The sequence below is a fragment of the Erwinia sp. PsM31 genome (assembly GCF_030433775.1).
Taxonomy (GTDB): domain Bacteria; phylum Pseudomonadota; class Gammaproteobacteria; order Enterobacterales; family Enterobacteriaceae; genus Erwinia; species Erwinia aeris.
Genome location: NZ_JARUWZ010000011.1, coordinates 31,637 through 54,139 on the forward strand (window position 1 = coordinate 31,637; position 22,503 = coordinate 54,139).

Annotated in this window: 22 protein-coding genes; 7 read left to right on the forward strand and 15 right to left on the reverse strand. The window is 56.4% G+C overall.

Features of this window, described 5'->3' with window-relative positions:
- Positions 1–422: 422 nt before the first annotated feature.
- The 3 genes from nudK to QCD69_RS10820 form a co-directional block, all read right to left on the reverse strand.
- Positions 423–1,004 (reverse strand): GDP-mannose pyrophosphatase NudK, encoded by a 582-nt coding sequence (nudK, locus tag QCD69_RS10810; RefSeq protein ID WP_301251997.1) that lies wholly within the window; start codon positions 1,002–1,004, stop codon positions 423–425.
- Between the two features lie 116 nt (positions 1,005–1,120).
- Positions 1,121–2,590 carry an L-asparagine permease gene (gene ansP / locus QCD69_RS10815; protein WP_253459433.1) on the reverse strand — a complete coding sequence of 490 codons (1,470 nt, stop codon included), beginning with the start codon at positions 2,588–2,590 and terminating at the stop codon, positions 1,121–1,123.
- Positions 2,591–2,901: 311 nt separating this feature from the next.
- On the reverse strand, positions 2,902–3,174 hold the full coding sequence (locus tag QCD69_RS10820; protein ID WP_125289577.1) for a YdgH/BhsA/McbA-like domain containing protein: 273 nt from the start codon (positions 3,172–3,174) through the stop codon (positions 2,902–2,904).
- Between the two features lie 395 nt (positions 3,175–3,569).
- Here QCD69_RS10820 and QCD69_RS10825 point away from each other — a divergent pair, with 395 nt between their 5' ends.
- Both QCD69_RS10825 and acrD read left to right on the forward strand, forming a co-directional pair.
- Positions 3,570–5,084 (forward strand): type IV pili methyl-accepting chemotaxis transducer N-terminal domain-containing protein, encoded by a 1,515-nt coding sequence (locus tag QCD69_RS10825; protein WP_301251998.1) that lies wholly within the window; start codon positions 3,570–3,572, stop codon positions 5,082–5,084.
- 180 nt (positions 5,085–5,264) lie between these two features.
- Positions 5,265–8,381: a multidrug efflux RND transporter permease AcrD gene (acrD, locus tag QCD69_RS10830; protein ID WP_301251999.1), complete on the forward strand. Its 3,117-nt coding sequence runs from the start codon at positions 5,265–5,267 to the stop codon at positions 8,379–8,381.
- 94 nt (positions 8,382–8,475) lie between these two features.
- On the opposite strand, the gene ypfM is transcribed toward acrD, so the two are convergent.
- Positions 8,476–8,538 (reverse strand): protein YpfM, encoded by a 63-nt coding sequence (gene ypfM, locus QCD69_RS10835; protein ID WP_148101251.1) that lies wholly within the window; start codon positions 8,536–8,538, stop codon positions 8,476–8,478.
- A gap of 385 nt (positions 8,539–8,923) precedes the next feature.
- Positions 8,924–9,118, reverse strand: a complete 195-nt coding sequence (locus QCD69_RS10840) for a hypothetical protein (RefSeq protein ID WP_125289573.1) — start codon at positions 9,116–9,118, stop codon at positions 8,924–8,926.
- A gap of 132 nt (positions 9,119–9,250) precedes the next feature.
- Between QCD69_RS10840 and QCD69_RS10845 the strand changes: the two genes are divergently transcribed.
- Genes QCD69_RS10845 through QCD69_RS10855 form a run of 3 tightly spaced genes read left to right on the forward strand, consistent with a single transcriptional unit; the run spans position 9,251 to position 10,938 of the window.
- Positions 9,251–9,610: an ArsC family reductase gene (locus QCD69_RS10845; protein ID WP_253459427.1), complete on the forward strand. Its 360-nt coding sequence runs from the start codon at positions 9,251–9,253 to the stop codon at positions 9,608–9,610.
- Positions 9,611–9,612: 2 nt separating this feature from the next.
- Positions 9,613–10,740 carry a succinyl-diaminopimelate desuccinylase gene (gene dapE, locus QCD69_RS10850; protein WP_253459426.1) on the forward strand — a complete coding sequence of 376 codons (1,128 nt, stop codon included), beginning with the start codon at positions 9,613–9,615 and terminating at the stop codon, positions 10,738–10,740.
- A 9-nt stretch (positions 10,741–10,749) separates the two neighbouring features.
- The gene (locus QCD69_RS10855) at positions 10,750–10,938 is read left to right on the forward strand and encodes a YpfN family protein (RefSeq protein WP_253459424.1); all 189 of its coding nucleotides are present in this window, start codon (positions 10,750–10,752) and stop codon (positions 10,936–10,938) included.
- A gap of 24 nt (positions 10,939–10,962) precedes the next feature.
- On the opposite strand, the gene QCD69_RS10860 is transcribed toward QCD69_RS10855, so the two are convergent.
- The 5 genes from QCD69_RS10860 to dapA form a co-directional block, all read right to left on the reverse strand.
- Positions 10,963–12,981 carry a tRNA(Met) cytidine acetyltransferase TmcA gene (locus QCD69_RS10860; protein ID WP_441004983.1) on the reverse strand — a complete coding sequence of 673 codons (2,019 nt, stop codon included), beginning with the start codon at positions 12,979–12,981 and terminating at the stop codon, positions 10,963–10,965.
- Position 12,982: 1 nt separating this feature from the next.
- Positions 12,983–13,846, reverse strand: a complete 864-nt coding sequence (ypfJ, locus tag QCD69_RS10865; protein WP_253459420.1) for a KPN_02809 family neutral zinc metallopeptidase — start codon at positions 13,844–13,846, stop codon at positions 12,983–12,985.
- Positions 13,847–14,015: 169 nt separating this feature from the next.
- Positions 14,016–14,729, reverse strand: a complete 714-nt coding sequence (purC, locus tag QCD69_RS10870; RefSeq protein ID WP_253459418.1) for a phosphoribosylaminoimidazolesuccinocarboxamide synthase — start codon at positions 14,727–14,729, stop codon at positions 14,016–14,018.
- Positions 14,730–14,893: 164 nt separating this feature from the next.
- Positions 14,894–15,925 (reverse strand): outer membrane protein assembly factor BamC, encoded by a 1,032-nt coding sequence (gene bamC / locus QCD69_RS10875; protein WP_253459416.1) that lies wholly within the window; start codon positions 15,923–15,925, stop codon positions 14,894–14,896.
- A gap of 15 nt (positions 15,926–15,940) precedes the next feature.
- A complete protein-coding gene (gene dapA / locus QCD69_RS10880) occupies positions 15,941–16,819 on the reverse strand; it encodes a 4-hydroxy-tetrahydrodipicolinate synthase (protein ID WP_301252001.1) in 879 nt (292 codons plus the stop codon).
- Positions 16,820–16,977: 158 nt separating this feature from the next.
- Between dapA and QCD69_RS10885 the strand changes: the two genes are divergently transcribed.
- Both QCD69_RS10885 and bcp read left to right on the forward strand, forming a co-directional pair.
- A complete protein-coding gene (locus tag QCD69_RS10885; protein WP_125289565.1) occupies positions 16,978–17,589 on the forward strand; it encodes a glycine cleavage system transcriptional repressor in 612 nt (203 codons plus the stop codon).
- The gene (bcp, locus tag QCD69_RS10890; protein WP_253459414.1) at positions 17,549–18,016 is read left to right on the forward strand and encodes a thioredoxin-dependent thiol peroxidase; all 468 of its coding nucleotides are present in this window, start codon (positions 17,549–17,551) and stop codon (positions 18,014–18,016) included. Before QCD69_RS10885 ends, bcp begins: the two co-directional genes overlap by 41 nt.
- A 51-nt stretch (positions 18,017–18,067) precedes the next feature.
- On the opposite strand, the gene QCD69_RS10895 is transcribed toward bcp, so the two are convergent.
- From QCD69_RS10895 to QCD69_RS10915, 5 genes are all read right to left on the reverse strand, one after another.
- Positions 18,068–18,358, reverse strand: coding sequence for a hypothetical protein (locus tag QCD69_RS10895; RefSeq protein WP_301252003.1), 291 nt, complete (start codon positions 18,356–18,358; stop codon positions 18,068–18,070).
- Position 18,359: 1 nt separating this feature from the next.
- Positions 18,360–18,653: a hypothetical protein gene (locus tag QCD69_RS10900; protein WP_301252004.1), complete on the reverse strand. Its 294-nt coding sequence runs from the start codon at positions 18,651–18,653 to the stop codon at positions 18,360–18,362.
- Positions 18,654–18,889: 236 nt separating this feature from the next.
- Positions 18,890–19,963 (reverse strand): AI-2E family transporter, encoded by a 1,074-nt coding sequence (locus tag QCD69_RS10905; RefSeq protein WP_125289561.1) that lies wholly within the window; start codon positions 19,961–19,963, stop codon positions 18,890–18,892.
- A gap of 79 nt (positions 19,964–20,042) precedes the next feature.
- Positions 20,043–21,641, reverse strand: a complete 1,599-nt coding sequence (locus tag QCD69_RS10910) for a sensor domain-containing diguanylate cyclase (RefSeq protein WP_301252006.1) — start codon at positions 21,639–21,641, stop codon at positions 20,043–20,045.
- A 236-nt stretch (positions 21,642–21,877) separates the two neighbouring features.
- The gene (locus QCD69_RS10915; protein WP_253459402.1) at positions 21,878–22,483 is read right to left on the reverse strand and encodes a DsrE family protein; all 606 of its coding nucleotides are present in this window, start codon (positions 22,481–22,483) and stop codon (positions 21,878–21,880) included.
- Positions 22,484–22,503: the final 20 nt, after the last annotated feature.

Sequence of the window (22,503 nt, forward strand, 5' to 3'; positions counted from 1 at the left end):
GGAAAAAAGCGCCGCAGGACCGTCAAAAAATCGCTTATTATCAGATGAAAATAAAGTTTTTTTGTTTAGAAAGGATTAAAACTGCAGTAATAGTGTGAGCTTTGTCACCTTTTGCGCCCAGCGCGGCAAAGCCTGTGCGGCGGCTGCAAGCTGTCCGAATAAGATTGTTAAGCCTGAAATTTCATCATATAAGCAGATAGTTCTGATGCCAGCCTGAATAGCCTGCTCAGAGGCACATGCAAAAAGTTTATTCTCCTCCCTGTTTAGCTTATATTTATGCCATCGTCTGCGAAGATATTAAATAAATAATTAACTGAAGTTAACCCGCAAAAACTAAGGTTAATATTTGCGGATTATTTTATTTATTGACCCGGACGCTCTTATCTTATTAAGACCAGCTGTTAATCATCAGCCCGTCATTTTTAACCCAGCGTTAACCAACCTTCAATCAGCGCATACTGGAGCAGCATCACCGTTTTAGCGTCTTTAATGTGCCCTGTTTTCACCCTGCTCCAGGCATCGGCAAAGCTCAGCTCAATCACGTCAATATCTTCATCGTCAACGCCGCCGCCTGCTGTGGCCCGCAGCGAGTCGTTATACTCTGCGGCAAAAAAATGCAGCCGTTCGGTTACGCCTCCTGGCGACATATAAAGATCGTAAAGCTTGACCACTTCTCCCACTTCATAGCCGGTTTCTTCAACCGCTTCCTTACGGATACAGACTTCCGGCGAATCATCGTCCAGCAAGCCGGCGCAGGTTTCGATCAGCAGGCCGCTGTCGTTGCCGTTCAGCCAGGTGGCGATACGAAACTGACGGGTCAGGACCACGCTGTTTTTTTCACGGTTGTAAAGCAGGATGGTGGCGCCGTCGCCGCGATCGTAAACTTCGCGCTTATGACGCAGGGTTTCCCCATTTTTCGTCGTAAGGTCATAGGTGAAGTTGCGCAGCAGGAACCAATTTTCCGACAGGATTTTATCTTTGATCACTTCGACTTTGACTGACATACAGGCTCCGTTGCCTTTAGCGGAAGTGAGCCATCATAAGGCCTGCCCTGGGGGAAAACTATCAGCGGACATAAAAAAGGCGGCCACCGGGGCCGCCTTTTACTGCTGCTTCAGCTTCAGCGCGACGTCTCTTCCGCCACGTGATCGTGCTCGGTCTGCGCGATTTGGTTAGCGCGTTTACGCACGCCGAACCAGCCCAGCACCAGCACGACGGCGATCAGCGGCACGGCGGCGATAGTGTAGGTGCCGTTCGGGTAGTCAAACGCCATCAGCACCAGCACGCTGGCCAGGAACAGCAGCGTCAGCCAGGACGTAAACGGCGCCCACGGCAGCTTAAAGCTGACGTCTTCCGCGCGGCCTTCTTTAATCGCCTTACGCAGACGCATCTGGCAAACCACGATAAAGGCCCAGGAAGAGATAATCCCTAAGGAAGCGATATTCAGTACGATTTCGAACACGCGCGAAGGCACGATATAGTTCAGCCAGACGCCCACGATATAGACGGCTATGGTGACCAGGATGCCCATATAAGGCACCTGTTGACCGCTCATTTTAGAGAGGAACTTTGGTGCCGATCCGCCCATAGACATCGAGCGCAGAATACGGCCGGTAGAATAGAGGCCAGAGTTCAGGCTGGAGAGCGCTGCGCTGAGCACCACGATATTCATGATGCTGCCGATATAGGGCACGCCCAGCTTCGAGAAGAAGGTAACAAACGGGCTTTGACCCGCCTGATAGGCGTTCCACGGCAGCAGCAGCACCAGCAACACCACGGAGCCGACATAGAACAGGCCGATACGCCAGATCACGCTGTTGATCGCTTTCGGCAGCATGGTCTTCGGATCTTTACACTCTCCCGCCGCCGTGCCAACCAGCTCGATAGAGGCGAAGGCGAAAACGACGCCCTGCACCAGCACCAGCGCAGGCAGCAAACCGTGCGGGAAGAAGCCGCCGTTATCGGTAATTAAGTGGAAGCCGGTGGCGTTGCCATCCAGCGGCTTGCCGCTGCCAAGAAACACCACGCCCACAATCAGGAAAAGCGCGATAGCCAGCACCTTCACCAGCGCAAACCAGAACTCCATTTCGGCAAACCATTTTACGCCGATCATGTTCATGGTACCGACGATAGCCAGCGCGCCCAGCGCGAATACCCACTGCGGCACATCACCAAACGCGCCCCAGTAGTGCATATAAAGCGCTACGGCGGTGATATCCACGATCCCGGTCATCGCCCAGTTAACAAAGTACATCCAGCCTGCAACGTACGAGGCTTTTTCGCCCAGGAATTCACGTGCGTAAGAAACGAAGCTGCCGCTGGAAGGACGATGTAAAACCAGCTCGCCCAACGCGCGGAGTATAAAGAAAGAGAAGATGCCGCATACCAGGTAGACGATAGCCAGCGCCGGACCGGCAATTTGCAATCGCGCGCCCGCACCCAGGAACAGGCCGGTACCAATAGCCCCGCCGATAGCAATCATCTGCACATGGCGATTGTCCATCGCTTTGTGATAGCCGGAATCATGAGAATTTAACCAACGTCTTCTTGCGGCGCGCTTGTCTGCTACCGCTTTTTTATCAGCTTTCATTTTCTTTCCTAATTATCCTGTCCACAGTGATACGGCTACCATTCCCGGGCGACCTGATTTCTGTTGCGCTAACCAAACGATTGCGTTGCCCGCAGGCGTTCGGGCGTTTTCCCCTCTTCCTGTAGTTATTGTGTTGACGGAAGCGGGAAAATCACGGCGATGCATCCTAACCGTTCTGTAAAGCCGACGCAAAAAATCTGTAGGCGAAATCGTGAGGTTTTGTGACTTCCATCAGAGGAGGCAAAAAAAAACCGACCGCTTAAGACGGTCGGTTCTCCAACAGGGAAAGGCTACATGGGACAGGACAGGTTCTAGCGGTAAATCTCGGCGTTGCCGCTCCACAGGCTGGAGTCGCCGGGGGTGTCGGCACGGATCACGCGATAGTGGCTGGCGCCCATCTCTTCGGCTTTTTGCGCCAGCTGCGCGGTGGCGTCATCCAGCGAGCCGGTCACGCCGGTCACGGAAACCGTGCCCATTTGTTGCAGGTTTTGACTCTGTTCAGTGCTGACCTGGGTGGCGGCCAGCGTTGAAAATGAAGTGGCGGCCAGAATGGCAGCGGCAATCGTTGCAGGCAGTTTATTCATAGTTAGCTCCTTATCCGGATTAGCGGATAGCATGATTCGGGATACGGCGTTAACTATGACGGATGAGGTGCAAAGCAGGGTAAGCGCGCGGTAAAAGCGTTAAAGGAATGTGGGCGTGACAAACATTTATCCCAAGAAGCGTCAATAAAAGTTACTTTTTCTGCATGATGTAACTTTATATTAATGCGCAGCGTAATTTTATGACGACTTTTTAACTCTACCCGCCGCCGCGTCTGGCTTCAAGTGCGCGACCGCACACTTTTGATCTTTCGCAAAGCGCCGGCGTTCGTGCGCTGCACCGCGCGAGGAAAAGCTTATACTGCGGCAGGCCTTATCTGGCTGACGCTGGCCGATGACGCTATCCGCAGCGTTAACGCCCTTTACGGGAGCATTGCATGTTAAAACGTTCCGTTACCCGCAGCCTGGCTCGCGCGCTGTTCGCTATCGTGCTGCTGGCCGTGTGCTGTTCTTTTCTGGCGCTGCTGACGCTTTCAGCCAGCCTGCGCGATGCCGAGGCGCTCAATATGGCCGGTTCGCTGCGCATGCAGAGCTACCGCCTGGCGCTGGATGCCGCAACCCGCTCGCCCTCGCTGGACAGCGATATCCTCAGCTATCAGCAGTCGCTTCAGGCGCCGGTGCTGCTTTCGCTACAGCATGCCTGGGTGCCAAACAATGTTAAAGCGCGCTATCACGAAATGCTGACGGCCTGGCAAAAGCTACAGCCCGAGCTGACCAGGGACGATGGTCAGCGCTTCCGGCAGCATGTCTCGCACTATGTCGCGCAGATAGATCGATTTGTGCTTGCCCTGCAGCGCTGGGCGGAGCTGAAAATGAAACTGGTGGCAGGCGCCTGCCTGCTGGGCTTTATTGCCATTGCCCTGCTGGCGAAAGCCTTTGCCCGCATGTCGGGCGATTTAGAAAAACAGTATCTGTGGCTTGAACAGGCGGTCAAAGAGCGAACCGGCGATCTGCGCCAGGCGAATCGCCGCCTGAAACTGCTTTATCGCTGCTCCGAGATGCTGCGCGGACACGATAAGGCCTATGCGCAGGTGCTTGAGCTGGCGAAAGAGCATGAAAATCTGCCGATTATCGCTCTGGACGTGGCGCCTCGCTGGCAGCTGACCGCTGGCGAAGAGGATAAACGTCTCGCCTGGCACAGCCTGCCGCTGGAGCAGACGCAAGGCGGGGTGCTGCGCTGGCAGGCAAGTGACAGCGAACCCTCGCTGATGCAGGGGCTGGCGACGATGCTGGGCCGCTCGTTACAGCTGGACGACGCTGAAGAAAAAGGCCGCCATTTGCTGCTGATGGAAGAGCGCGCCACTATCGCCAGAGAGCTACACGATTCTTTGGCGCAGTCGCTGGTTTACCTGCGCATTCAGCTGGCGCGGCTGAAGCGCGTGGTCGACAAAGAGACGCCGCCGGCAGCTATCGTCGGCGAAATCGACGTGGCGCTGGCCGAAGCCAATCGCCAGCTGCGCGAACTGCTGACCACTTTTCGCCTGTCGGTGGAGCCAGCCGATCTCACTACCGCGCTGGAACAGGTCGTCGCGCAGCTTAACCGGCAAACGGAAGCGGATATTAAGCTTATCAGCGAGGCGCGGCAGCAGCGTTTGAATGCGCAACAGCAGGTACACGTTTTACAAATTGTCCGGGAAGCGCTGCTCAACGCTCTCCGCCACGCGCGCGCCAGCGACATTGCGGTACGCATTACGCAGTCGGCCGCCGATTTGCTGCATATTGAGGTCAGCGATAACGGCCAGGGATTTTGTCTGGCCGATGCCAAACCCGGCCACTACGGTTTGGCTATAATGCAGGAGCGCGCAAAAAGTCTGAACGCGCAGCTGGAAATTACCCCGCAAGCGCAAGGCGGCACGCGGGTGCTCCTCCGTTTTATACCGGACAAAAGCTAAGGCGCACGGCGCTGAAATTTTGCATGATAATTTACATTTTATCCTCATTTTCTCCACGATTCCGCCAGGGACGCCGGGTAAAGTGAAACGCTCTGCTTAAACGCTTTGTTACGGGCAGCGATGCATTCTGCACGGCGTCGCCCGGTCGTAACCTTTCCCGACGCTAGCCTGGAGCCGCTGATGGCGAATTTTTTTATCGATCGCCCCATATTTGCGTGGGTGATAGCAATTTTGCTGTGTCTGACCGGTACTCTGGCTATTTTTTCGCTGCCCGTAGAGCAATATCCGGCGCTGGCGCCGCCTAACGTCCGTATTACCGCTAACTATCCCGGCGCTTCCGCGCAGACGCTGGAAAATACGGTTACTCAGGTGATCGAGCAGAATATGACCGGCATCGATAACCTGATGTACATGTCTTCGCAAAGCAGCAATACCGGCCAGGCGACGATTACGCTGACTTTTGTTGCGGGCACCAATCCCGACGAGGCGCGCCAGCAGGTGCAAAACCAGCTGCAAACCGCGCTGCGCAAGCTGCCTCAGGCCGTGCAGTCCCAGGGGGTGACGGTAACCAAAACCGGCGACACCAATATTCTGATGGTGGCCTTCGTCTCTACCGACGGCAGCATGGACAAACAGGACATTGCGGATTACGTCGCCAGCAACGTGCAGGATCCGCTGAGCCGCATCGACGGCGTGGGCCAGGTAGACGCCTACGGCTCGCAATACGCCATGCGCATCTGGCTCGATCCTGACAAATTGATCAACTATGCGCTGACCACCTCCGATATCGTCAGCGCCATCGAATCGCAAAACAGCCAGGTCGCCGTGGGCCAGCTGGGCGGCCTGCCTTCCATAGAACGCCAGGCGCTCAACGCTACTATTAACTCTCAGTCGTTACTGACCACGCCCGAGCAGTTTCGTCAGATTACGCTGCGCGTTAACCAGGATGGTTCGGAGGTGCGGCTGGGCGACGTGGCGCAGGTGGCATTGGGCGCGGAAAAATATGACTATCTGAGCCAGTACAACGGCCAGGCCGCTTCGGGTCTGGGCGTGAAGCTGGCTTCGGGCGCGAACGAGCTGCAAACGGACAAGCTGGTCAGAGCGCGCATTGAAGAACTTTCCCACTATTTCCCGCCCGGCCTCAAGGCGGAAATCGCTTATGAAACCACGCCTTTCGTGGTCGCCTCTATTGAAGACGTGGTGAAAACGCTGCTGGAGGCCATCGTACTGGTGTTCGTGGTTATGTATCTGTTTTTGCAGAATTTTCGCGCCACGCTTATTCCCACCATCGCCGTGCCGGTGGTACTGCTTGGCACTTTTGCCATTCTCTCTGCCTGCGGATTCAGTATTAACACGCTGACGATGTTTGCGATGGTGTTGGCGATCGGCCTGCTGGTGGACGACGCGATTGTGGTGGTGGAAAACGTCGAGCGAATAATGAGTGAGGAAGGCCTCTCGCCGCGCGAGGCCACGCGAAAGTCAATGGGGCAAATTCAGGGCGCGCTGGTGGGGATAGCGCTGGTGCTCTCCGCCGTTTTCGTGCCGATGGCCTTTTTTGGCGGCACCACCGGCGCCATTTACCGGCAGTTTTCCATCACTATCGTTTCCGCTATGGTGCTTTCCGTGCTGGTGGCGATGGTGCTGACGCCCGCCCTCTGCGCCACGCTGTTAAAACCGCTGCCGCCGGGCGCGCATCATGAACGGCGAGGATTCTTCGGCTGGTTTAACCGCACCTTTAACCGTAACGCAGACCGCTATAAGCGCGGCGTAGGGCGCATCGTAGCGAAAGCGGGACGCTGGCTGCTGCTTTATGTGCTGCTTATCGCCGGCATGGCGCTGCTGTTCCTGCATCTGCCGACCTCTTTTCTGCCGCTGGAAGATCGCGGCGTCTTTACCACTCAGGTGCAGCTACCGCCAGGCTCCACGCTGCAACAGACGAATAAAGTGGTGAATAAAGTTGAACAATATTACCTGACCCGGGAAAAGGATAACGTGCTGTCGGTGTTTTCAACTATCGGCGCCGGGCCAGGCGGCAACGGACAGAACGTGGCGCGCATGTTTGTCCGGCTGAAAGACTGGCGGGATCGGCCGGGCAAGGACAACAGCTCGTTTGCCATTATTGAACGCGCAACCGTGGCCTTTAAAAACATTCGCGAGGGTCGGGTTATTGCCAGCAGCCCGCCCGCTATCACCGGCATGGGCAACTCGGCCGGTTTTGATATGGAATTACAGGATCATGCCGGTTTGGGTCACGACGCGCTGATGCAGGCTCGCGATCGGCTGCTGGCGATGGCGGAGAGCGATCCGTCACTGGCCCGCGTGCGTCATAACGGGCTGGACGATACGCCGCAGCTGCGGATCGATATCGATCAGCACAAGGCGCAGGCGCTGGGCGTGTCGGTGGACGATATCAACGACACGCTCACCACCGGCTGGGGATCGACCTACGTCAATGACTTTCTCGATCGCGGACGCGTAAAAAAAGTCTACGTGCAGGCGGCCGCGCCTTTCCGCATGCTGCCGGACGATATCAATAAATGGTACGTGCGCAACAGCAGCGGCGGCATGGTGCCCTTTTCCGCTTTCGCCAGCACCCGCTGGGAAACCGGCTCGCCGCGTCTGGAGCGCTATAACGGCTATTCGTCGGTAGAGATCGTTGGCGAATCCGCTCAGGGCGTCAGCACCGGCACCGCGATGGACAGCATGGAGCAGCTGGTCAGCAAGCTGCCGACCGGTTTTGGCGTGCAGTGGACCGGCGCGTCGTTTCAGGAGCGGATGAGCGGCTCGCAGGCGCCCGCGCTCTATGCCATTTCTCTGCTGGTGGTTTTTCTCTGCCTGGCGGCGCTTTATGAAAGCTGGTCGGTGCCTTTCTCCGTGATGCTGGTCGTCCCGCTGGGCGTGGTGGGCGCGCTGGCGGCGACCTGGCTGCGCGGGCTGGAAAACGACGTCTATTTCCAGGTAGGGCTGCTGACGGTGATCGGGCTGTCGGCGAAAAACGCCATTCTTATCGTGGAGTTTGCTAACGAGATGAACAGTAAAGGATGCGATTTGCTGGAGGCGACGCTGGAAGCCTCGCGTCAACGCCTGCGCCCTATTCTGATGACGTCGCTGGCCTTTATTTTTGGCGTGCTGCCGATGACTGTCGGCAACGGCGCAGGCTCCAGCAGCCAGCACGCGGTAGGCACGGGCGTGATGGGCGGGATGATCGCCGCCACCGTACTGGCGCTGTTCTTTGTGCCGATTTTCTTTGTGCTGGTGCGCCGACGCTTTCCGTTAAAAGAGAGGCCGATCGCATAAAAGAGCAAAGGCAGCCTGAAGGCTGCCTTTTTTAAATTCGGTTACTGAAGGTAAAGCTTGCCGGCGTGCTGCCGGATTTTTCTTTATGAATGTGTTACTTACGAGTCAACATCGTTTCGATAAAGTCTTTCCAGTTCCCCAGTTCTAAATCAATCATACATCACCTCTCTCGTTGTGTTGCGGTCATTATAGGATTATTCCTAAGGCGAAGTGAACAACTTTCGGCCATGAACAGGGGTATAAAATTAAGAATTATCTTAAAACGTGCGGCCGCGCACATTTCTTATCGGTTGATTTTTAAGGGAATTAATAGCCTGCTTATCATCAGGGATCGGACGATCGGCTAACCGCTTGATTAGGCTGATATGTCAGCAAAAGGCATTTGGCAAGACAAAAACCAGACTTCAGATACGAAGCACGCGATACGAGATATCAGGTATGGATTACGAGGTTCGCAGTACAAGGTACGAGACATCAGGCGAAGCACGAGGTATGAAGCACGGGAAATTTTTGAGGGGGCCTGAAGCCCCCTCGCGCATTTACTACTTCAGCACAATAATTTTGTCGTAGCCGCCGCTCTCGCTGTCTATATGGGTTTTGGCATCGGGATGCTCGGCCAGTACCGCTTCAACGATGTGATTAAACTCATCGCAGCGGGTCTCTTTTTTTCTGGCGATCACAATTGTCGATTTCGTCTCTTCAACCGTATGGGCGGAAGACGCTTCCATATAGTTCATATTATCCCTCCCTCTCCTCTGTTCCTGGGTTTATGCCGTCTTCCGTGCCTCGCAGGCGTATCCATTGTAAACTCAGCGCCTGAGCAGTATCGAATATAGATGAAGCCCACAGAAAATAGAAGGGAACCCGCCATGCTGACGATGTACGGCATTAAAAACTGCGACACCATCAAAAAGGCACGAAAGTACCTGGATGCTAACGGTGTAGCTTACCAGTTTCACGACTATCGCGCCGACGGGCTGGAGGCGGATTTGCTCCAGCGCTTCAGCGATACGCTGGGCTGGGAGGCGCTGCTGAACACGCGTGGAACCACCTGGCGCAAACTGGATGAAGCGACGCGCAGCGCGGTAGACAACGCGGCGGCCGCGCAGCAGCTTATGCTGGCACAGCCGGCGATGATTAAACGCCCATTGCTCTGCCGGGCCGACGGCTCTATGCTGCTGGGTTTTAACGAAACCGCTTACGCATCTTTTATCGTGGAGAAGTCCTGATTATGTATTGTCCGGTCATTGAGCTGACGCAGCAGCTTATTCGTCGCCCTTCCCTCAGCCCGGATGATGCCGGTTGCCAGGCTGTGATGATCGAGCGCCTTAAGGCGCTGGGCTTTACCGTTGAATTAATGAATATTGGCGATACGCAAAATTTCTGGGCATGGCGCGGCGAAGGCGAAACGCTGGCCTTTGCCGGGCATACCGACGTGGTGCCCGCAGGTGATGCCAACCGCTGGATCAACCCGCCGTTTGAACCCGCCATCCGCGACGGCATGCTGTTTGGACGCGGCGCGGCGGATATGAAAGGCTCGCTGGCCGCCATGGTTGTCGCCGCCGAGCGTTTTGTCGCCGCCCATCCGCACCACAAGGGCCGCCTGGCCTTTCTGATTACCTCCGATGAAGAAGCCAGCGCCGTAAACGGCACGGTCAAAGTTGTCGAGACGCTGATGGCGCGCAACGAGCGCCTGGACTACTGCCTGGTCGGCGAGCCTTCCAGCACGGAAATCGTGGGCGACGTGGTGAAAAACGGCCGTCGCGGTTCGATGACCGCCAACCTGACCATTCATGGCGTACAGGGCCACGTCGCTTATCCGCACCTCGCTGATAATCCGGTACATCGCGCGCTGCCTGCGCTGAACGAGCTGACGGCGACAGAATGGGATCGGGGCAACGAGTTTTTCCCGCCGACCAGCATGCAGATTGCCAATGTCCAGGCCGGAACCGGCAGCAACAACGTGATCCCCGGCGAGTTTTTCGTGCAGTTTAATTTCCGTTTCAGCACCGAGCTGACCGACGCGCTGATCAAAGAGCGCGTACAGGCGCTGCTGGATCGGCATCAGCTGCGCTATACGCTTGACTGGGTGGTTTCCGGCCAGCCTTTTTTAACCTCTACCGGCAAACTGGTCGAGGCGGTGGTAAACGCCGTTGAGCACTATAATGAGATCAAGCCGCAGCTGCTGACGACCGGCGGCACGTCCGACGGCCGCTTTATTGCCCGTATGGGCGCGCAGGTTGTGGAGTTAGGGCCGGTCAACGCCACCATTCACAAAATAAATGAGTGCGTTAAGGCTGCCGACCTCCAGCTGCTGAGTCGGATGTATCAGCGCATTATGGAACAATTGATAGCGTAAGGATCAAATATGGAATGGCTGAAAGAGTACTGGTGGTTGCTGGGGATTGTGCTGATGGTGGGCATTCTGATGAATGTGTATAAAGACCTGAAGCGTATCGACCATAAAAAATATATGGATAACCGCCCGGATTTGCCGCCGCATCGCGATTTTAACGATAAATGGGACGATGAAGACGACTGGCCGAAGAAGAAGTAAACGACAGGGGCGACGGCCCCTGTTTTAATTTATGTCCGACTGCCCTGTCTTCATTATCTTTAGCCGCCATGTTTCTGCCCGCTCATTATCCAGCGCTGTCAGCGCCCGTTCCGCCTCCTGCCGCCAGCCGTTCAGCAACGCCTTACGCCCCGACAGCCCCGACAGTTTGACCAGCTCTGCCTGAGCCAGCCCTTCCGTCAGCGCGCCCTGTAATAACGGCAGCGGCTGCGGGGCGTTTTCCAGCAGTCGGCCCAGCGCACCGATAGCGGCCTCGAACGAGCGCTGCGCCCACGCAAAGCCCGCCAGCTCGCGCCAGTCGTCCTCATCCAGGCCAGTGGCCTCAACTTTCGGGAAAGTCAGATCGACGTCATGAAGAAAAGGACGCAGCCAGCGCCAGTCGCGCGCCAGCCGACGCTCCGCCCTGTCGGCCAGCGCCCTTCCCTGTTCGCTCAGCGGCAGTATCGCCATCACGGTGTGGCAGCCGCTGCTCGCTTCCGTTCGCGTGCCCACCCGCGCCAGCCGGAACCCGCAGGCCTGCCAGAAACGCCATAGCGAAGGCGTATAGCCAAAACTCACCGAGAAAAAGTCCAGCCCTTCCGCCTGACTGACGCTGTGCCGCACCATCTCCCTGCCGACACCCTGCCGCCGCAGCGCGGGCATGATGGCGATGCGGCTGATACGGCGTGAGCGCATCTGCGCCGCTTCCGGCCAGCCGCCGTGAGCCGCCAGCGACTGCGCCACCAGGTTGCCTGGCGGACGACGCAGTCCTGCCCACACGGCCTGCGCCAGCTCCGCCGTTAATCCACCTTCCTCCACCAGCCAGAGCGCGCCCTGAACTTTGTCCGCCTGCAGCGCGGCGCTGAAGCGCATGCCCGGCGCGTCCATCATGCGCCGAAGATCGATCGGCGAAGTGCGGTAGTGCGCGCTGGCGAGCAGCTGATAAATCGCCTCCAGCACCGCCGGGTTTTCCTGCCATTCCGCCTGATGCGGAAAACAAAAGCGCACCGGCGCGCTGACAATTTCAGGCTCCGCTTCGCTGAACAGCAGGGCGCGATCGATAAACTGCTCAAGCGGATCGTGCGCCGACCAGCGCAAAGGCTGGTCAAGTCGGCACAGCGTAGCGTTGGGCAGGCTGTCGCAGAACTTCAGCATAAAGCCGCGCCCCGTCCCTTCATAACCCTGCAAGGTGGTGGTTAACAGCGTGCGCGGAAAAAGCCTGACCAGCTGCTCAAGCATCGGCGCGGGGATCGCTGCCGCTTCGTCAATCAGCAGCCAGTCAACATCCCGGGGACGCGCCGCCGGGTCGAGCGCCAGCAGCCTGTCCGGCGCGATAAAATCAAAAGCGTCGCCCGCGTAGGTTGCCAGCACGTCGGTGGCGGCTTTCGCGGGGGCAGAGATAAGCGCACGGCCGGGCCAGCGGGCGGCAAGCAACCCGGCAAGCGCGGATTTGCCTCGTCCTCGCGGCGCGGTGACCACGTAGATACCCGGTTTCGCCATCAGCAATTGCTCCAACAGAGCCTGCTGCTGACCGTCGTCATCGGGCTGCCAGTCTGGCGCGAACGGCGGCGCAGGCAAAACGGGCGCCTGATGCTGGCAAAACCGCGCGGCCTGTGGATCGGCCAGCAGCAGCTTTTGCAGACGGGAGACAAAATTAGGCGTGGCGAGCGGCGTAGCGGTATCTCCCCAGCGCAGCGAATCTTTATCGGGTTGCGTTGGCCAGCCGACCCATTCCGGCACCAGCATCAGCAGCCAGCTTCCCGCTTTCAGCGTGCCCGCCAGCACCGCCAGCGCCTCGGCGTTGAAGCCGTGACGCGCGTCAAACACGGCGTGCAGAAACTCCTGCCCCAGCAGCGTCCGCACCGCTTCGGGCGCGCAATGCAGCGGGCTTTGCGGCGCATCGCCAAGCCACAGCCAGTCGCCGGGCAGCAGCGATAGCCACTGCTGCGCCTGCTGCTGGCACCACTCCGCCTCGCCGCTGATAACCATCAGCCTGCGCATTCCCTGCCGCTGTAGCTGTTCCGTTTGCGTAATGACGTCGCGCAGATCAGCCACTGAAAGTGTCACACTGGCCAGGATTGCCGCTGTCGAACCCTTTTTTAAACCAGCTGTAGCGCTGCTCCGAGGTGCCGTGGGTGAAACTGTCCGGCACTACGCGTCCCTGGCTTTTCTGTTGCAGACGATCGTCCCCGATCGCTTCGGCGGCGTTCAGCGCCTCCTGCAAATCGCCCGGCTCCAGCACGTTTTCCTGCTGCATGTAGTGGCCCCAAACGCCGGCAAAGCAGTCGGCCTGTAGCTCCAGCTTCACGGAAAGCTGGTTCGCCTGCTTTTGGCCGCCCTGCTGCTGCAGCTGACGCACCTTAGGTTCAATACCAAGAAGATGCTGCACGTGGTGTCCGACCTCGTGCGCGACCACGTAGCCCTGCGCAAAGTCGCCATCGGCGCCAAGCTTGTTTTTCATTTCATCATAGAACGACAGATCGATGTAGACGGTGCTGTCGGTCGGGCAGTAGAACGGCCCCATCACGGACTGTCCCGTGCCGCAGCCGGTACGGGTTGCACCGCGATACATCACCAGCTTGGGTGGCGTATAGGTTTTGCCCATTTTCTCGAAGATTTTTTGCCAGGTGTCTTCCGTGGTGGCCAGCATCACCGAGGTGAATTTCGCCGCCTCATCCTGCTGCGGCGTGCTTCGCTGCTGCTGCTGTTGTGAAGAGAGCGAGGTCGACTCGCCGGTCAATAAAGGCGTTAAATCGTAGCCGTAGTAGCCCGCAATCATCACGACGATCAGCAGAATAATGCCACCTTTGCCGCGCGGAATACGCATCCGTCCCGCGCCCATTGAGTTACCACCGGATTCATTACGGCGATCTTCCACGTTATCGCTCTCACGGCGCCCTTGCCAACGCATACACTACCTCGGATTATGAACTGTTGGAGTGATTTTAGTCGCGCATAGCCGCTAACACCAGCCTTGCGGCGGCTGCCGGGCCGGAACGGAAAGGTATTTCAGAATAGAGGTAGATTAGCGGAGCAGGTAAGAGAAAAGCGGCCGTGGCGACACCCACGGCCGGGGGAAATCAGTCCAGCTTCACGCCCAGACGATTCGCCACTTCTTCATAGGCTTCAATCAGACCGCCCAGACTCTGGCGATAGCGATCTTTATCCATTTTATTCAGCGTCTCTTTGTCCCACAGGCGCGCGCCGTCCGGGGAAAACTCATCGCCCAGCGTGACTTCGCCGTGGAACAGGCCGAACTCGAGCTTGAAGTCCACCAGGATCAGACCGGCATCGGAGAAAAGCTGGCTCAGCACGTCGTTGGCTTTGTAGGTCAGCTCGCGCATACGCGCCAGGTTCTCTTTGCTCACCCAGCCAAAGGTTTCACAGTAGGATTCGTTGATCATGGGATCGTGACGCGCATCGTCTTTTAAAAACAGATCGAACAGCGGCGGGTTCAGGATGGTGCCCTCTTCCACGCCCAGGCGCTTCACCAGCGACCCTGCCGCGCGGTTGCGCACTACACACTCCACCGGCACCATTTCCAGCTTTTTGACCAGCGCTTCGTTGTCCGACAGCAGCGCTTCCATCTGGGTAGGGATGCCCGCTTCCGCCAGCTTGCTCATGATAAAGTGATTAAATTTATTGTTAATCATTCCTTTGCGGTCAAACTGTTCGATGCGCTCACCGTCCAGGGCTGATGTATCGTTGCGGAATTCGAGTATCAGCAGATCCGGATTTTCGGTGCTGTAAACGGTTTTCGCTTTGCCGCGATACAACTCAGCTTGCTTTTTCATCTCTTTACTCCAAACGTGAAATGCCCGGTGCTTTGCGCCTGCGAACAGGCCGAAACCGGTCGGGTATGAACTGTTGCGTCCATTGTATGATCGGACGCGAAAAAACCGAAGCAATCGATTACGCGGCAGCAAATAAAAAAGGCCGACGCGCGTCGGCCTTTCGATTATTTGTTAAATGCCGCCTGGAACACGGCGACCAGCGCATCGTTTTGCGACTGGGTCAGCGCATGGCCTTTTGGATCCAGGAACTGCAGGCTGCTGCGGTTATCCAGATCGCCGACCTGTAGCTTATAGTTGCCGTCGGTCAGCTCAGGATCTTTCGCGCCAATGCTGTCCCAGGTCTCGCTGGACGGGGCGCTGTAGGTCACGTTCAGGCTGCCCTGCGGACGGTTGCGGTCGGTGATCTTCATGCCCACGCGCTCCAGCGCGGTCGGCAGACGCTCCCAGACCAGGTTAAACGGCGCGCGCACCACCAGCGTAGGCAGGCCGGTATCGTCCGCGCCGCTCTGCACGTTGATTTGCGCAGTGCTGCCTTTAACCGCCGCGTCGTCGCGAGTCGTGGCGATTTTATCCAGGCCAGCGCTCAGCTCGTTCAGCATCTGCGCGGTGTAGCGCTGCAGCTGGACGGGTGAAGTAACGGCTTTACCTTCCTGCTCCAGCTCCAGCAGCTTCACGCTCAGCGCCTGCTGATAGCCCTGCTGCTGCACGGCTATCTGGTAGCGGCCGCGATACTGATGATCTTCATCAGCGCGGTTCCACTGCACCCAGTCGGTGGTCAGCGTCTGGCTGCCGTCGGTGCGGCTGGCAATCGGATAGTTGCGCGTCTGCACTACCGTCACAACCTGCGGCCACAGCGCGCCGCTGGCGTTATCGATTAGCAGCACGCCGGAGTTGCCGGCAAACTGAGTGCGGGCGCCGTTGATCAGCGCCAGCGGCTGGGCCGGTGGACGGATATCCAGCTGCTTGCCGACGGCGCCTTTCGCGCTGGCGGAAGGGATATCAAAATCACCGTTTTGCAGCGGCAGGATCATTCCTGCTGGCGCGTGCAGCTCGTTGATATCCGCAGCTTTGAGGTAAGATTCGTCGCCGCTGACCTGGCGCTTGTAGCGCTGATCGCTCGAACATGCCGCCAACAACATCACCAGCGACAGGCCAACCACTTTTGCGATTGCCGACTTTTGTACTGAGTAAGCCATTACTTCTCCCTAAATTTACAGCAGGCCTGCGTCTTTCAGTGCCTGCTCAACAACCGGACGACCGGCATCAGTCATCGGCGTCATTGGTAGACGCAGCGTATCGGTTGCAATTAATCCTAATTTTTTAGCAGCCCATTTTACCGGGACAGGATTAGGCTCAATAAATAGCGTCTGATGCAGAGGCATCAGACGCTGGTTAAGGCGGCGCGCTTCCCGGAAGTTGCCCTGCTGCGCAAGCGCGCAGAGCTCCGCCATTTCGCGCGCGGCGATGTTGGCCGTTACGGAGATAACGCCCCTGCCGCCCAGCTGCATAAAGTCGAGGGCAGAAAGGTCGTCGCCGCTGACCAGCACGAAATCGTCATCGACCAGCTCTTGGATCTGGCTAACCCGCGATAAGTTCCCGGTCGCCTCTTTGATTCCGATAATATTTTTGATCTTCGCCAGACGGCCTACGGTTTCCGGCAGCATATCGCAACCGGTACGCGACGGCACATTGTAGAGCATTTGCGGAAGATCGGTGCTTTCGGCGATGGCTTTAAAGTGCTGGAACAACCCTTCCTGGGTTGGACGATTGTAGTATGGGGTGACGGTAAGGCAGCCTACCACGCCGCTGTTTTCAAAACGATGCGTCAGCGCGATGCCTTCTGCCGTGGCGTTGGCGCCGGTACCGGCAATGATGGGAATGCGCCCGTCGGCCAGCTCCAGCGTCAGCATGACCACGTCACCATGCTCGTCGTGGCTTAATGTTGCCGATTCGCCCGTTGTTCCTACGGAGACAATTGCCGCTGTTCCGCTGGCAACATGATAATCAATCAGTTTTTTCAGACTTGCGCGACAGACGGACCCTTTGTCGTCCATCGGCGTAACGAGCGCAACAATACTTCCCGTAAACATTAGCCATCCCCTCCACAAACAAGTGCTTCATGGTACGTTTGACGGCCCACGAAAAGCAAGCGGGCAAGCCTGCCAGGCCCCTTGGCACAGGGTATTTTTTATGTTTACCTAAGAGTTATCACAATTGCTAATCACTGAGACGTACAGGAAGCATTATTTTGCCGCAGTCAGAGCAACATCACCTGGTTATTACCGCCGTGGGCGTCGACCGACCGGGGATTGTTAATACCATTACCCGCCACGTCAGCAGCTGCGATTGCAATATCGAAGACAGCCGCCTGGCCATATTGGGTGATGAATTCACTTTTATTATGCTGCTTTCAGGAAGCTGGAACGCTATCGCGCTGATTGAATCGACGCTGCCGCTGAAAGGCGCCGAGCTGGAGCTGCTGATCGTGATGAAGCGCACCACCTTTCGCGAAAGGCCGCCTATGCCCGCTACCGTCTGGGTGCAGATTGAAGTCACCGACTCCGCGCATATTATCGAACGCTTTACCGATCTCTTTGATTCCCATCAGATGCATATTGCTGAACTGGTCTCACGCACGCAACCTGCGGCAGAAAATCAGCCGCCCTTGCTCTATATTCAAATTACCGCGCACAGTCCTGCCAGCCAGGATGCTGCCATTATTGAGCAGGCGTTTAACAGCCTCTGTACAGAGTTAAGTGCACAAGGCACTATTAGCGTCGTCCAGTATCCACAGCATGATGAAAAAACGGAGAATAGTGATGAATCCACTGAAAGCCGGCGATCCCGCACCCGTCTTTAGCTTGCCCGACCAGGATGGCGAGCAGGTAAACCTGACCGACTTCCAGGGACAGCGCGTTCTGGTCTATTTTTACCCAAAAGCCATGACGCCGGGCTGCACCGTACAGGCGTGCGGTCTGCGCGACAGCATGGACGAGCTGAAAAAAGCGGGCGTGGAAGTGCTGGGCATCAGCACCGATAAACCGGAAAAACTCTCGCGTTTTGTCGAGAAGGAGCTGCTGAACTTCACGCTGCTGTCGGATGAAAATCATCGGGTTTGCGAGCAGTTCGGCATCTGGGGCGAGAAAACCTTTATGGGCAAAACCTATGACGGCATCCACCGCATCAGCTTCCTGATTGGTACCGACGGCAAAATCGAAAAAGTGTTTGATGATTTCAAAACCAGCAACCACCACGATATCGTGATGGACTATTTGCAATCGGCCTGATGGTGAAACGGGCGGTGTGATTACCGCCCATTGCGATAACGTTTTCTGATGTTAAAAATCGTAGTCATCCAGCTGTGCTTCAATCATTTTATTTCCATAATACCTTTTCTTTAATTTTTCCTTTTGTCTTCTGGCCTGGTCACAGACGGTTTCTACCTTCTTTTCTATCTCATTTTGGCGTGCCGCTGAAAGCGTACTGTCCCATTCGCCTGAAAAGTGCTGGCAATCTTCGGCGTTATCCAAAAATGCCTTCAAATCTTTGGGTACAGATGGAGGCTTATTGGCATACGAACAACCGCAAACAGTAAAATTAAAAACAAGAACAGCTAAGTGAGCTTTCATATTACCGCCCATCCGAGGACCAATGAGGTTTATCGCTTATACCACCACGGTATTTAATGACGCCAAATATTTTCCCCACCTCATGAAGTTCTTTATTCATGCCGTCTTTCGGAAATGATCTGATAGTTAGCGTTTTTTTATTATTGTCTTCTATTATTAACACCCCAGACCAGGAAATGGCCATATCAATAACTTTCCCTTCCGTATGCCGGCTTCTTAACGATGGCGCAACGTTCAGGTTTGCCATGCCAAATGCTGCCATCATTTCCGCTGCTGCGGCCAGGCTCTCTGCCAAAAAACTCTTTTACCCAATGTTTTCCGCTTAATCTTTCCATAAAAATCCTTTTGAAGAAGAGTTAAAGGAAGGGCTTTAAAAAAACCTAAAACATTACGCTTCCTTCCACGGAAAAAAACTTTAATTCATTATCCCTTTGCGGAATAGCGACTCGATTATACAGAAAATAATTTCATGAATAGCGCAACAAGAATTAATAGATAAAGAGAGGAGATATTCTCTCCTCTCTTTATTACCTATTTAAGCCCTGAACGTTCAGAATTCAGTTCATCAGGCCAGGCATGAAGCACCGCTTTCACCAGCGAGGCCAGCGGAATAGCGAAAAATACGCCCCAGAAGCCCCACAGACCGCCAAAAATCACCACCGACAGAATAATTACCAGCGGATGCAGATTCACCGCTTCGGAAAACAGCACCGGCACCAGAATATTGCCGTCCAGCCCCTGAATAATCAGATAAACGATAATCATCGTCCAGAAATCGCCGCCCAGCCCCCACTGCGCCAGGCCTACGCCAATAACCGGCACGGTCACGGCCAGCGCGCCTATGTAAGGGATCAGTACCGACACGCCAACCAGCACCGCCAGCAGCAGCGCGTAGTTCATGCCGATAGCCAGAAAACCGATCCAGCTCGCCACGCCGACCACCACCATTTCCAGCACTTTGCCGCGAATATAGTTGGAAACCTGCTGATTCATCTCCAGCCAGACCTGTCCGGCCAGGCCGCGATTACGCGGTAAAATGCGGCCGATCGCCGCCAGCATCTGCTCTTTATCCTTAAGCAGGAAGAACACCATCAGAGGCACCAGCACCAGGTAAATCGCCAGCGTCATCAGGCCCACCAGCGAAGCCAGAGAATAGCGCAGCAGCTGATCGCCGATACCGCTCAGCCTGGCGCGCAGGTTTTCCACCACGATATCGACCAGCCCGACATCTATCAGCGCCGGGAAACGCTCCGGCAGACGCGTGGCAAAGTGATACAGGCTGGTTAGCATCGTAGGCAGCTCGTGCGCTAAATTGATGCCCTGTTGCCAGGCGACGGGCGCCACGACCAGGATCAGCACCAGCACAATAGTGGCGAAGAAAATCAGTACGATAGTAGTGGCCCAGGCGCGCGAGCAGCCAAGCCGTTCCAGACGTACCGTCGGCCACTCCAGCAGATAAGCAACAACCAGCGCCACCAGCAGCGGCGCCAGCAGGCCGTTAAAGAAGAAAAGGATGCCGAAAGCGGCAAGCAGTATCGCCAGCAGCGCGATAGCCTGGGGATCGCTAAAGCGCCGGCGATACCACTGTAGTAGAAGATCCAGCATGGAAAAGTCCTGGCTTACTGAAGGAAGCCGCAGAGTCTACCTGAAAAAATGGCTGGCCGCGCGGCTTCCAGCGCCGGCCTCAGCCATACTGACGGTAAATCTCCTGCGCCGTTTCCTGCCATTGCCCGCTCACCACCACGCGGTTGCGTCCGGCATGTTTGGCGCTGTAGAGGGCGTCGTCCGCCTGTTTAAATACCTGCTCCAGCGGCATCTCGTCCGCGTTCCACAGCGCTACGCCAATCGACAGCGTCACGCATCCCACCGGGGCCAGCGCCAGCTGTTCAATTTTTTTACGCACGCGCTCGGCAATTACCGCCGCCATTTCCCGGTCCGCGCCCGGCAGGATCATCAAAAACTCTTCGCCGCCGTTGCGGCATACCACATCGGTCTGGCGCGAGCTTTTGCTCAGCTCCTGCGCCACGCTTTTAATCACGCTGTCGCCCACGTCGTGGCCCCAGCCGTCGTTGACGCATTTAAAGTGATCGATATCCAGCGCCAGCACGGCAAAAGGCTGGCGCGTGGCGTAAAAATACTCCAGCACGGCGTGCAGGCCGCGACGGTTCAGCAAGGAGGTCATAGGATCGGTCTGCACCTCAAACTTCAGGCGACCAATTTTATCCTGCAGCAGGCCGAGGCCGGTGAGCATTGCCCGCTTGATCTGCGCCGCTTCGTAATACCAGGAGCGGATGGCGCCAATCTCCGTAGACGCGCCGGGCGCATCCATCTGGCTGGCGTTGTCCGCCAGCTGCCCCAGCGGCCGCGCGATCAGCCAGGCAAACAGCCAGGCTAACGCCAGCGTCAACAGCGCCAGCGGAACGGCGCGCTGCACCACCTGCAGCATCATGCTGGTAAGCGGCGTCAGCGTGGTGGGCGTCGGCTTCATCGCCACAATCATCCAGCCGGGCGTGGCAACCATTGCGTAGCCCGCCAGCATCGGCTCGCCGTTTTGCTTCGACACCTGCTGAGAGCCGTTATCCTGTTTCATCTCGTCGCTAATCAGCGGCGCGATTTTCTGCCCGATTAACGTGCCGTTTTGGTGATACAGCACGCGGTTGCCGCTGTCGACCACGTAAAGAGAAGAGCCGTCACGGTAGAACTGCTCGCCCAGTAGTTCGTTGAGAATACTCTTTTTCTTCAGGTAGATGGTGCCGCCAACAAAACCCAGATAGACGCCGTTGGGCGACCAGATAGGATAGGAGACGAACACCATTAAATTATTGGCGACCGACAGCGAAGGCTGGCTGACCAGCGGTTTACGCTCTTTCAGCGCCTGTCGGGTAACCGGCGTGGTCAGATGCACGCCTTTGAGCATCAGCGAGTCGGGAGAGATGGCTTTTACCCAGCCGTTGGCATCGACAATCACCGCCGAGTTAAAACTGTTGGTCTGCTCGCGCAGGCGCATGACTTCACGCTGCATCAGCGCGTCATCATTGCCGCCCTGTCCCAGCGTTTTGGCACTGAAAGCCAGCTGCGATTCCGCCAGCTGAAAAAACATTTCCGTGGTAGAGGCGAGCTTGGTCGCATAAACCCGGTTGGATTCCAGCGTATTTTCGATCAGCACTTCCCGCTGCACTTGCCGGGTGGCGTACAGAGAGTTGGCCAACGTGATGGCAATGCTGGCGAAGGCCAGCAGCATAATCAGCGTGCGCAAATCCAGCTTCAGACGAGGAAGCCTCATAGATTAGCCCCGAGGAAACATTTCATAGATGTCGCTTCTTTTTTTTAATTTGGTTTGGTAACGCGTCATGCCCTGGTGAAGCATGGAGTCATACAAGGAGTATCGTCAGCATTAGGAATAATCTTAGAGATTTTAACTCAATTTTTTGCAGATGGGCAGAGGTAACTGATAAGAAGGCGAATTCAGGCGACAGCGGGGGTAGCGTCCCGCACCGATAACGGGCGGGACAAAGATGGCTACATAGCGAGGAAAGCGTAACCCTGGTTTTCCAGCGTGGCGACCGTGGTCGGGCTGGAAAGTGCATGGGTAACGGAGGTATCAATCCACTCATGCTTAAAGTGATGGAAAGCCACTGACTGATCGCAGACGGAGACGTCCACGCCTTTAGCGCGCAGTTCGCTAATCAGCTTCAGATTAGGGTTATCCACGCCGAAGACTTTTTTATATTCCGCGTTATTTAACATTGCTGGCGTACCGTCGCCGGTCACCGAAACCACAAATTTAAGCTGCTCCTGCGGCACTCCGGAAGCAATATATAAATTTACCACGCGGGCAACGCGTTCCAGGCCAAGGTTAGGGACTTTAGGGCCATTTTCCGCTTTGGTTATCTGGAACACGACTTTATTGCTGTCGCCCACGGCCGGCTTATAAGCCGCATCCGCCTCATAATGAATTTTGCCGTAGCCATCGATAGCCGGCGTGCTCCAGAAGCCGTCAGGATCGTTATCCTGAACGCCGAAGTGCTGGCTGATTTTCTCTGCAATAGCCGGGGCGGAAGAGAAGCTGGCGCCAATAAAACCGGCCACGGCAGCGATTAAAACGTAAGACACAACAGGACGCATAGTATGCTCTCCAGAAAGCG

Coding starts and splice junctions, on each gene's coding strand:
- dapE (WP_253459426.1), top strand. CDS start 9,613: ATGTATTGTCCGGTCATTGAGCTGACGCAGCAGCTTATTCGTCGCCCT.
- purC (WP_253459418.1), bottom strand. CDS start 14,729: ATGAAAAAGCAAGCTGAGTTGTATCGCGGCAAAGCGAAAACCGTTTAC.
- QCD69_RS10910 (WP_301252006.1), bottom strand. CDS start 21,641: ATGAGGCTTCCTCGTCTGAAGCTGGATTTGCGCACGCTGATTATGCTG.
- QCD69_RS10840 (WP_125289573.1), bottom strand. CDS start 9,118: ATGAACTATATGGAAGCGTCTTCCGCCCATACGGTTGAAGAGACGAAA.
- acrD (WP_301251999.1), top strand. CDS start 5,265: ATGGCGAATTTTTTTATCGATCGCCCCATATTTGCGTGGGTGATAGCA.
- QCD69_RS10895 (WP_301252003.1), bottom strand. CDS start 18,358: ATGAAAGCTCACTTAGCTGTTCTTGTTTTTAATTTTACTGTTTGCGGT.
- dapA (WP_301252001.1), bottom strand. CDS start 16,819: ATGTTTACGGGAAGTATTGTTGCGCTCGTTACGCCGATGGACGACAAA.
- bcp (WP_253459414.1), top strand. CDS start 17,549: ATGAATCCACTGAAAGCCGGCGATCCCGCACCCGTCTTTAGCTTGCCC.
- QCD69_RS10905 (WP_125289561.1), bottom strand. CDS start 19,963: ATGCTGGATCTTCTACTACAGTGGTATCGCCGGCGCTTTAGCGATCCC.
- QCD69_RS10825 (WP_301251998.1), top strand. CDS start 3,570: ATGTTAAAACGTTCCGTTACCCGCAGCCTGGCTCGCGCGCTGTTCGCT.
- ansP (WP_253459433.1), bottom strand. CDS start 2,590: ATGAAAGCTGATAAAAAAGCGGTAGCAGACAAGCGCGCCGCAAGAAGA.
- QCD69_RS10845 (WP_253459427.1), top strand. CDS start 9,251: ATGCTGACGATGTACGGCATTAAAAACTGCGACACCATCAAAAAGGCA.
- ypfJ (WP_253459420.1), bottom strand. CDS start 13,846: ATGCGTTGGCAAGGGCGCCGTGAGAGCGATAACGTGGAAGATCGCCGT.
- QCD69_RS10855 (WP_253459424.1), top strand. CDS start 10,750: ATGGAATGGCTGAAAGAGTACTGGTGGTTGCTGGGGATTGTGCTGATG.
- QCD69_RS10820 (WP_125289577.1), bottom strand. CDS start 3,174: ATGAATAAACTGCCTGCAACGATTGCCGCTGCCATTCTGGCCGCCACT.
- bamC (WP_253459416.1), bottom strand. CDS start 15,925: ATGGCTTACTCAGTACAAAAGTCGGCAATCGCAAAAGTGGTTGGCCTG.
- QCD69_RS10915 (WP_253459402.1), bottom strand. CDS start 22,483: ATGCGTCCTGTTGTGTCTTACGTTTTAATCGCTGCCGTGGCCGGTTTT.
- nudK (WP_301251997.1), bottom strand. CDS start 1,004: ATGTCAGTCAAAGTCGAAGTGATCAAAGATAAAATCCTGTCGGAAAAT.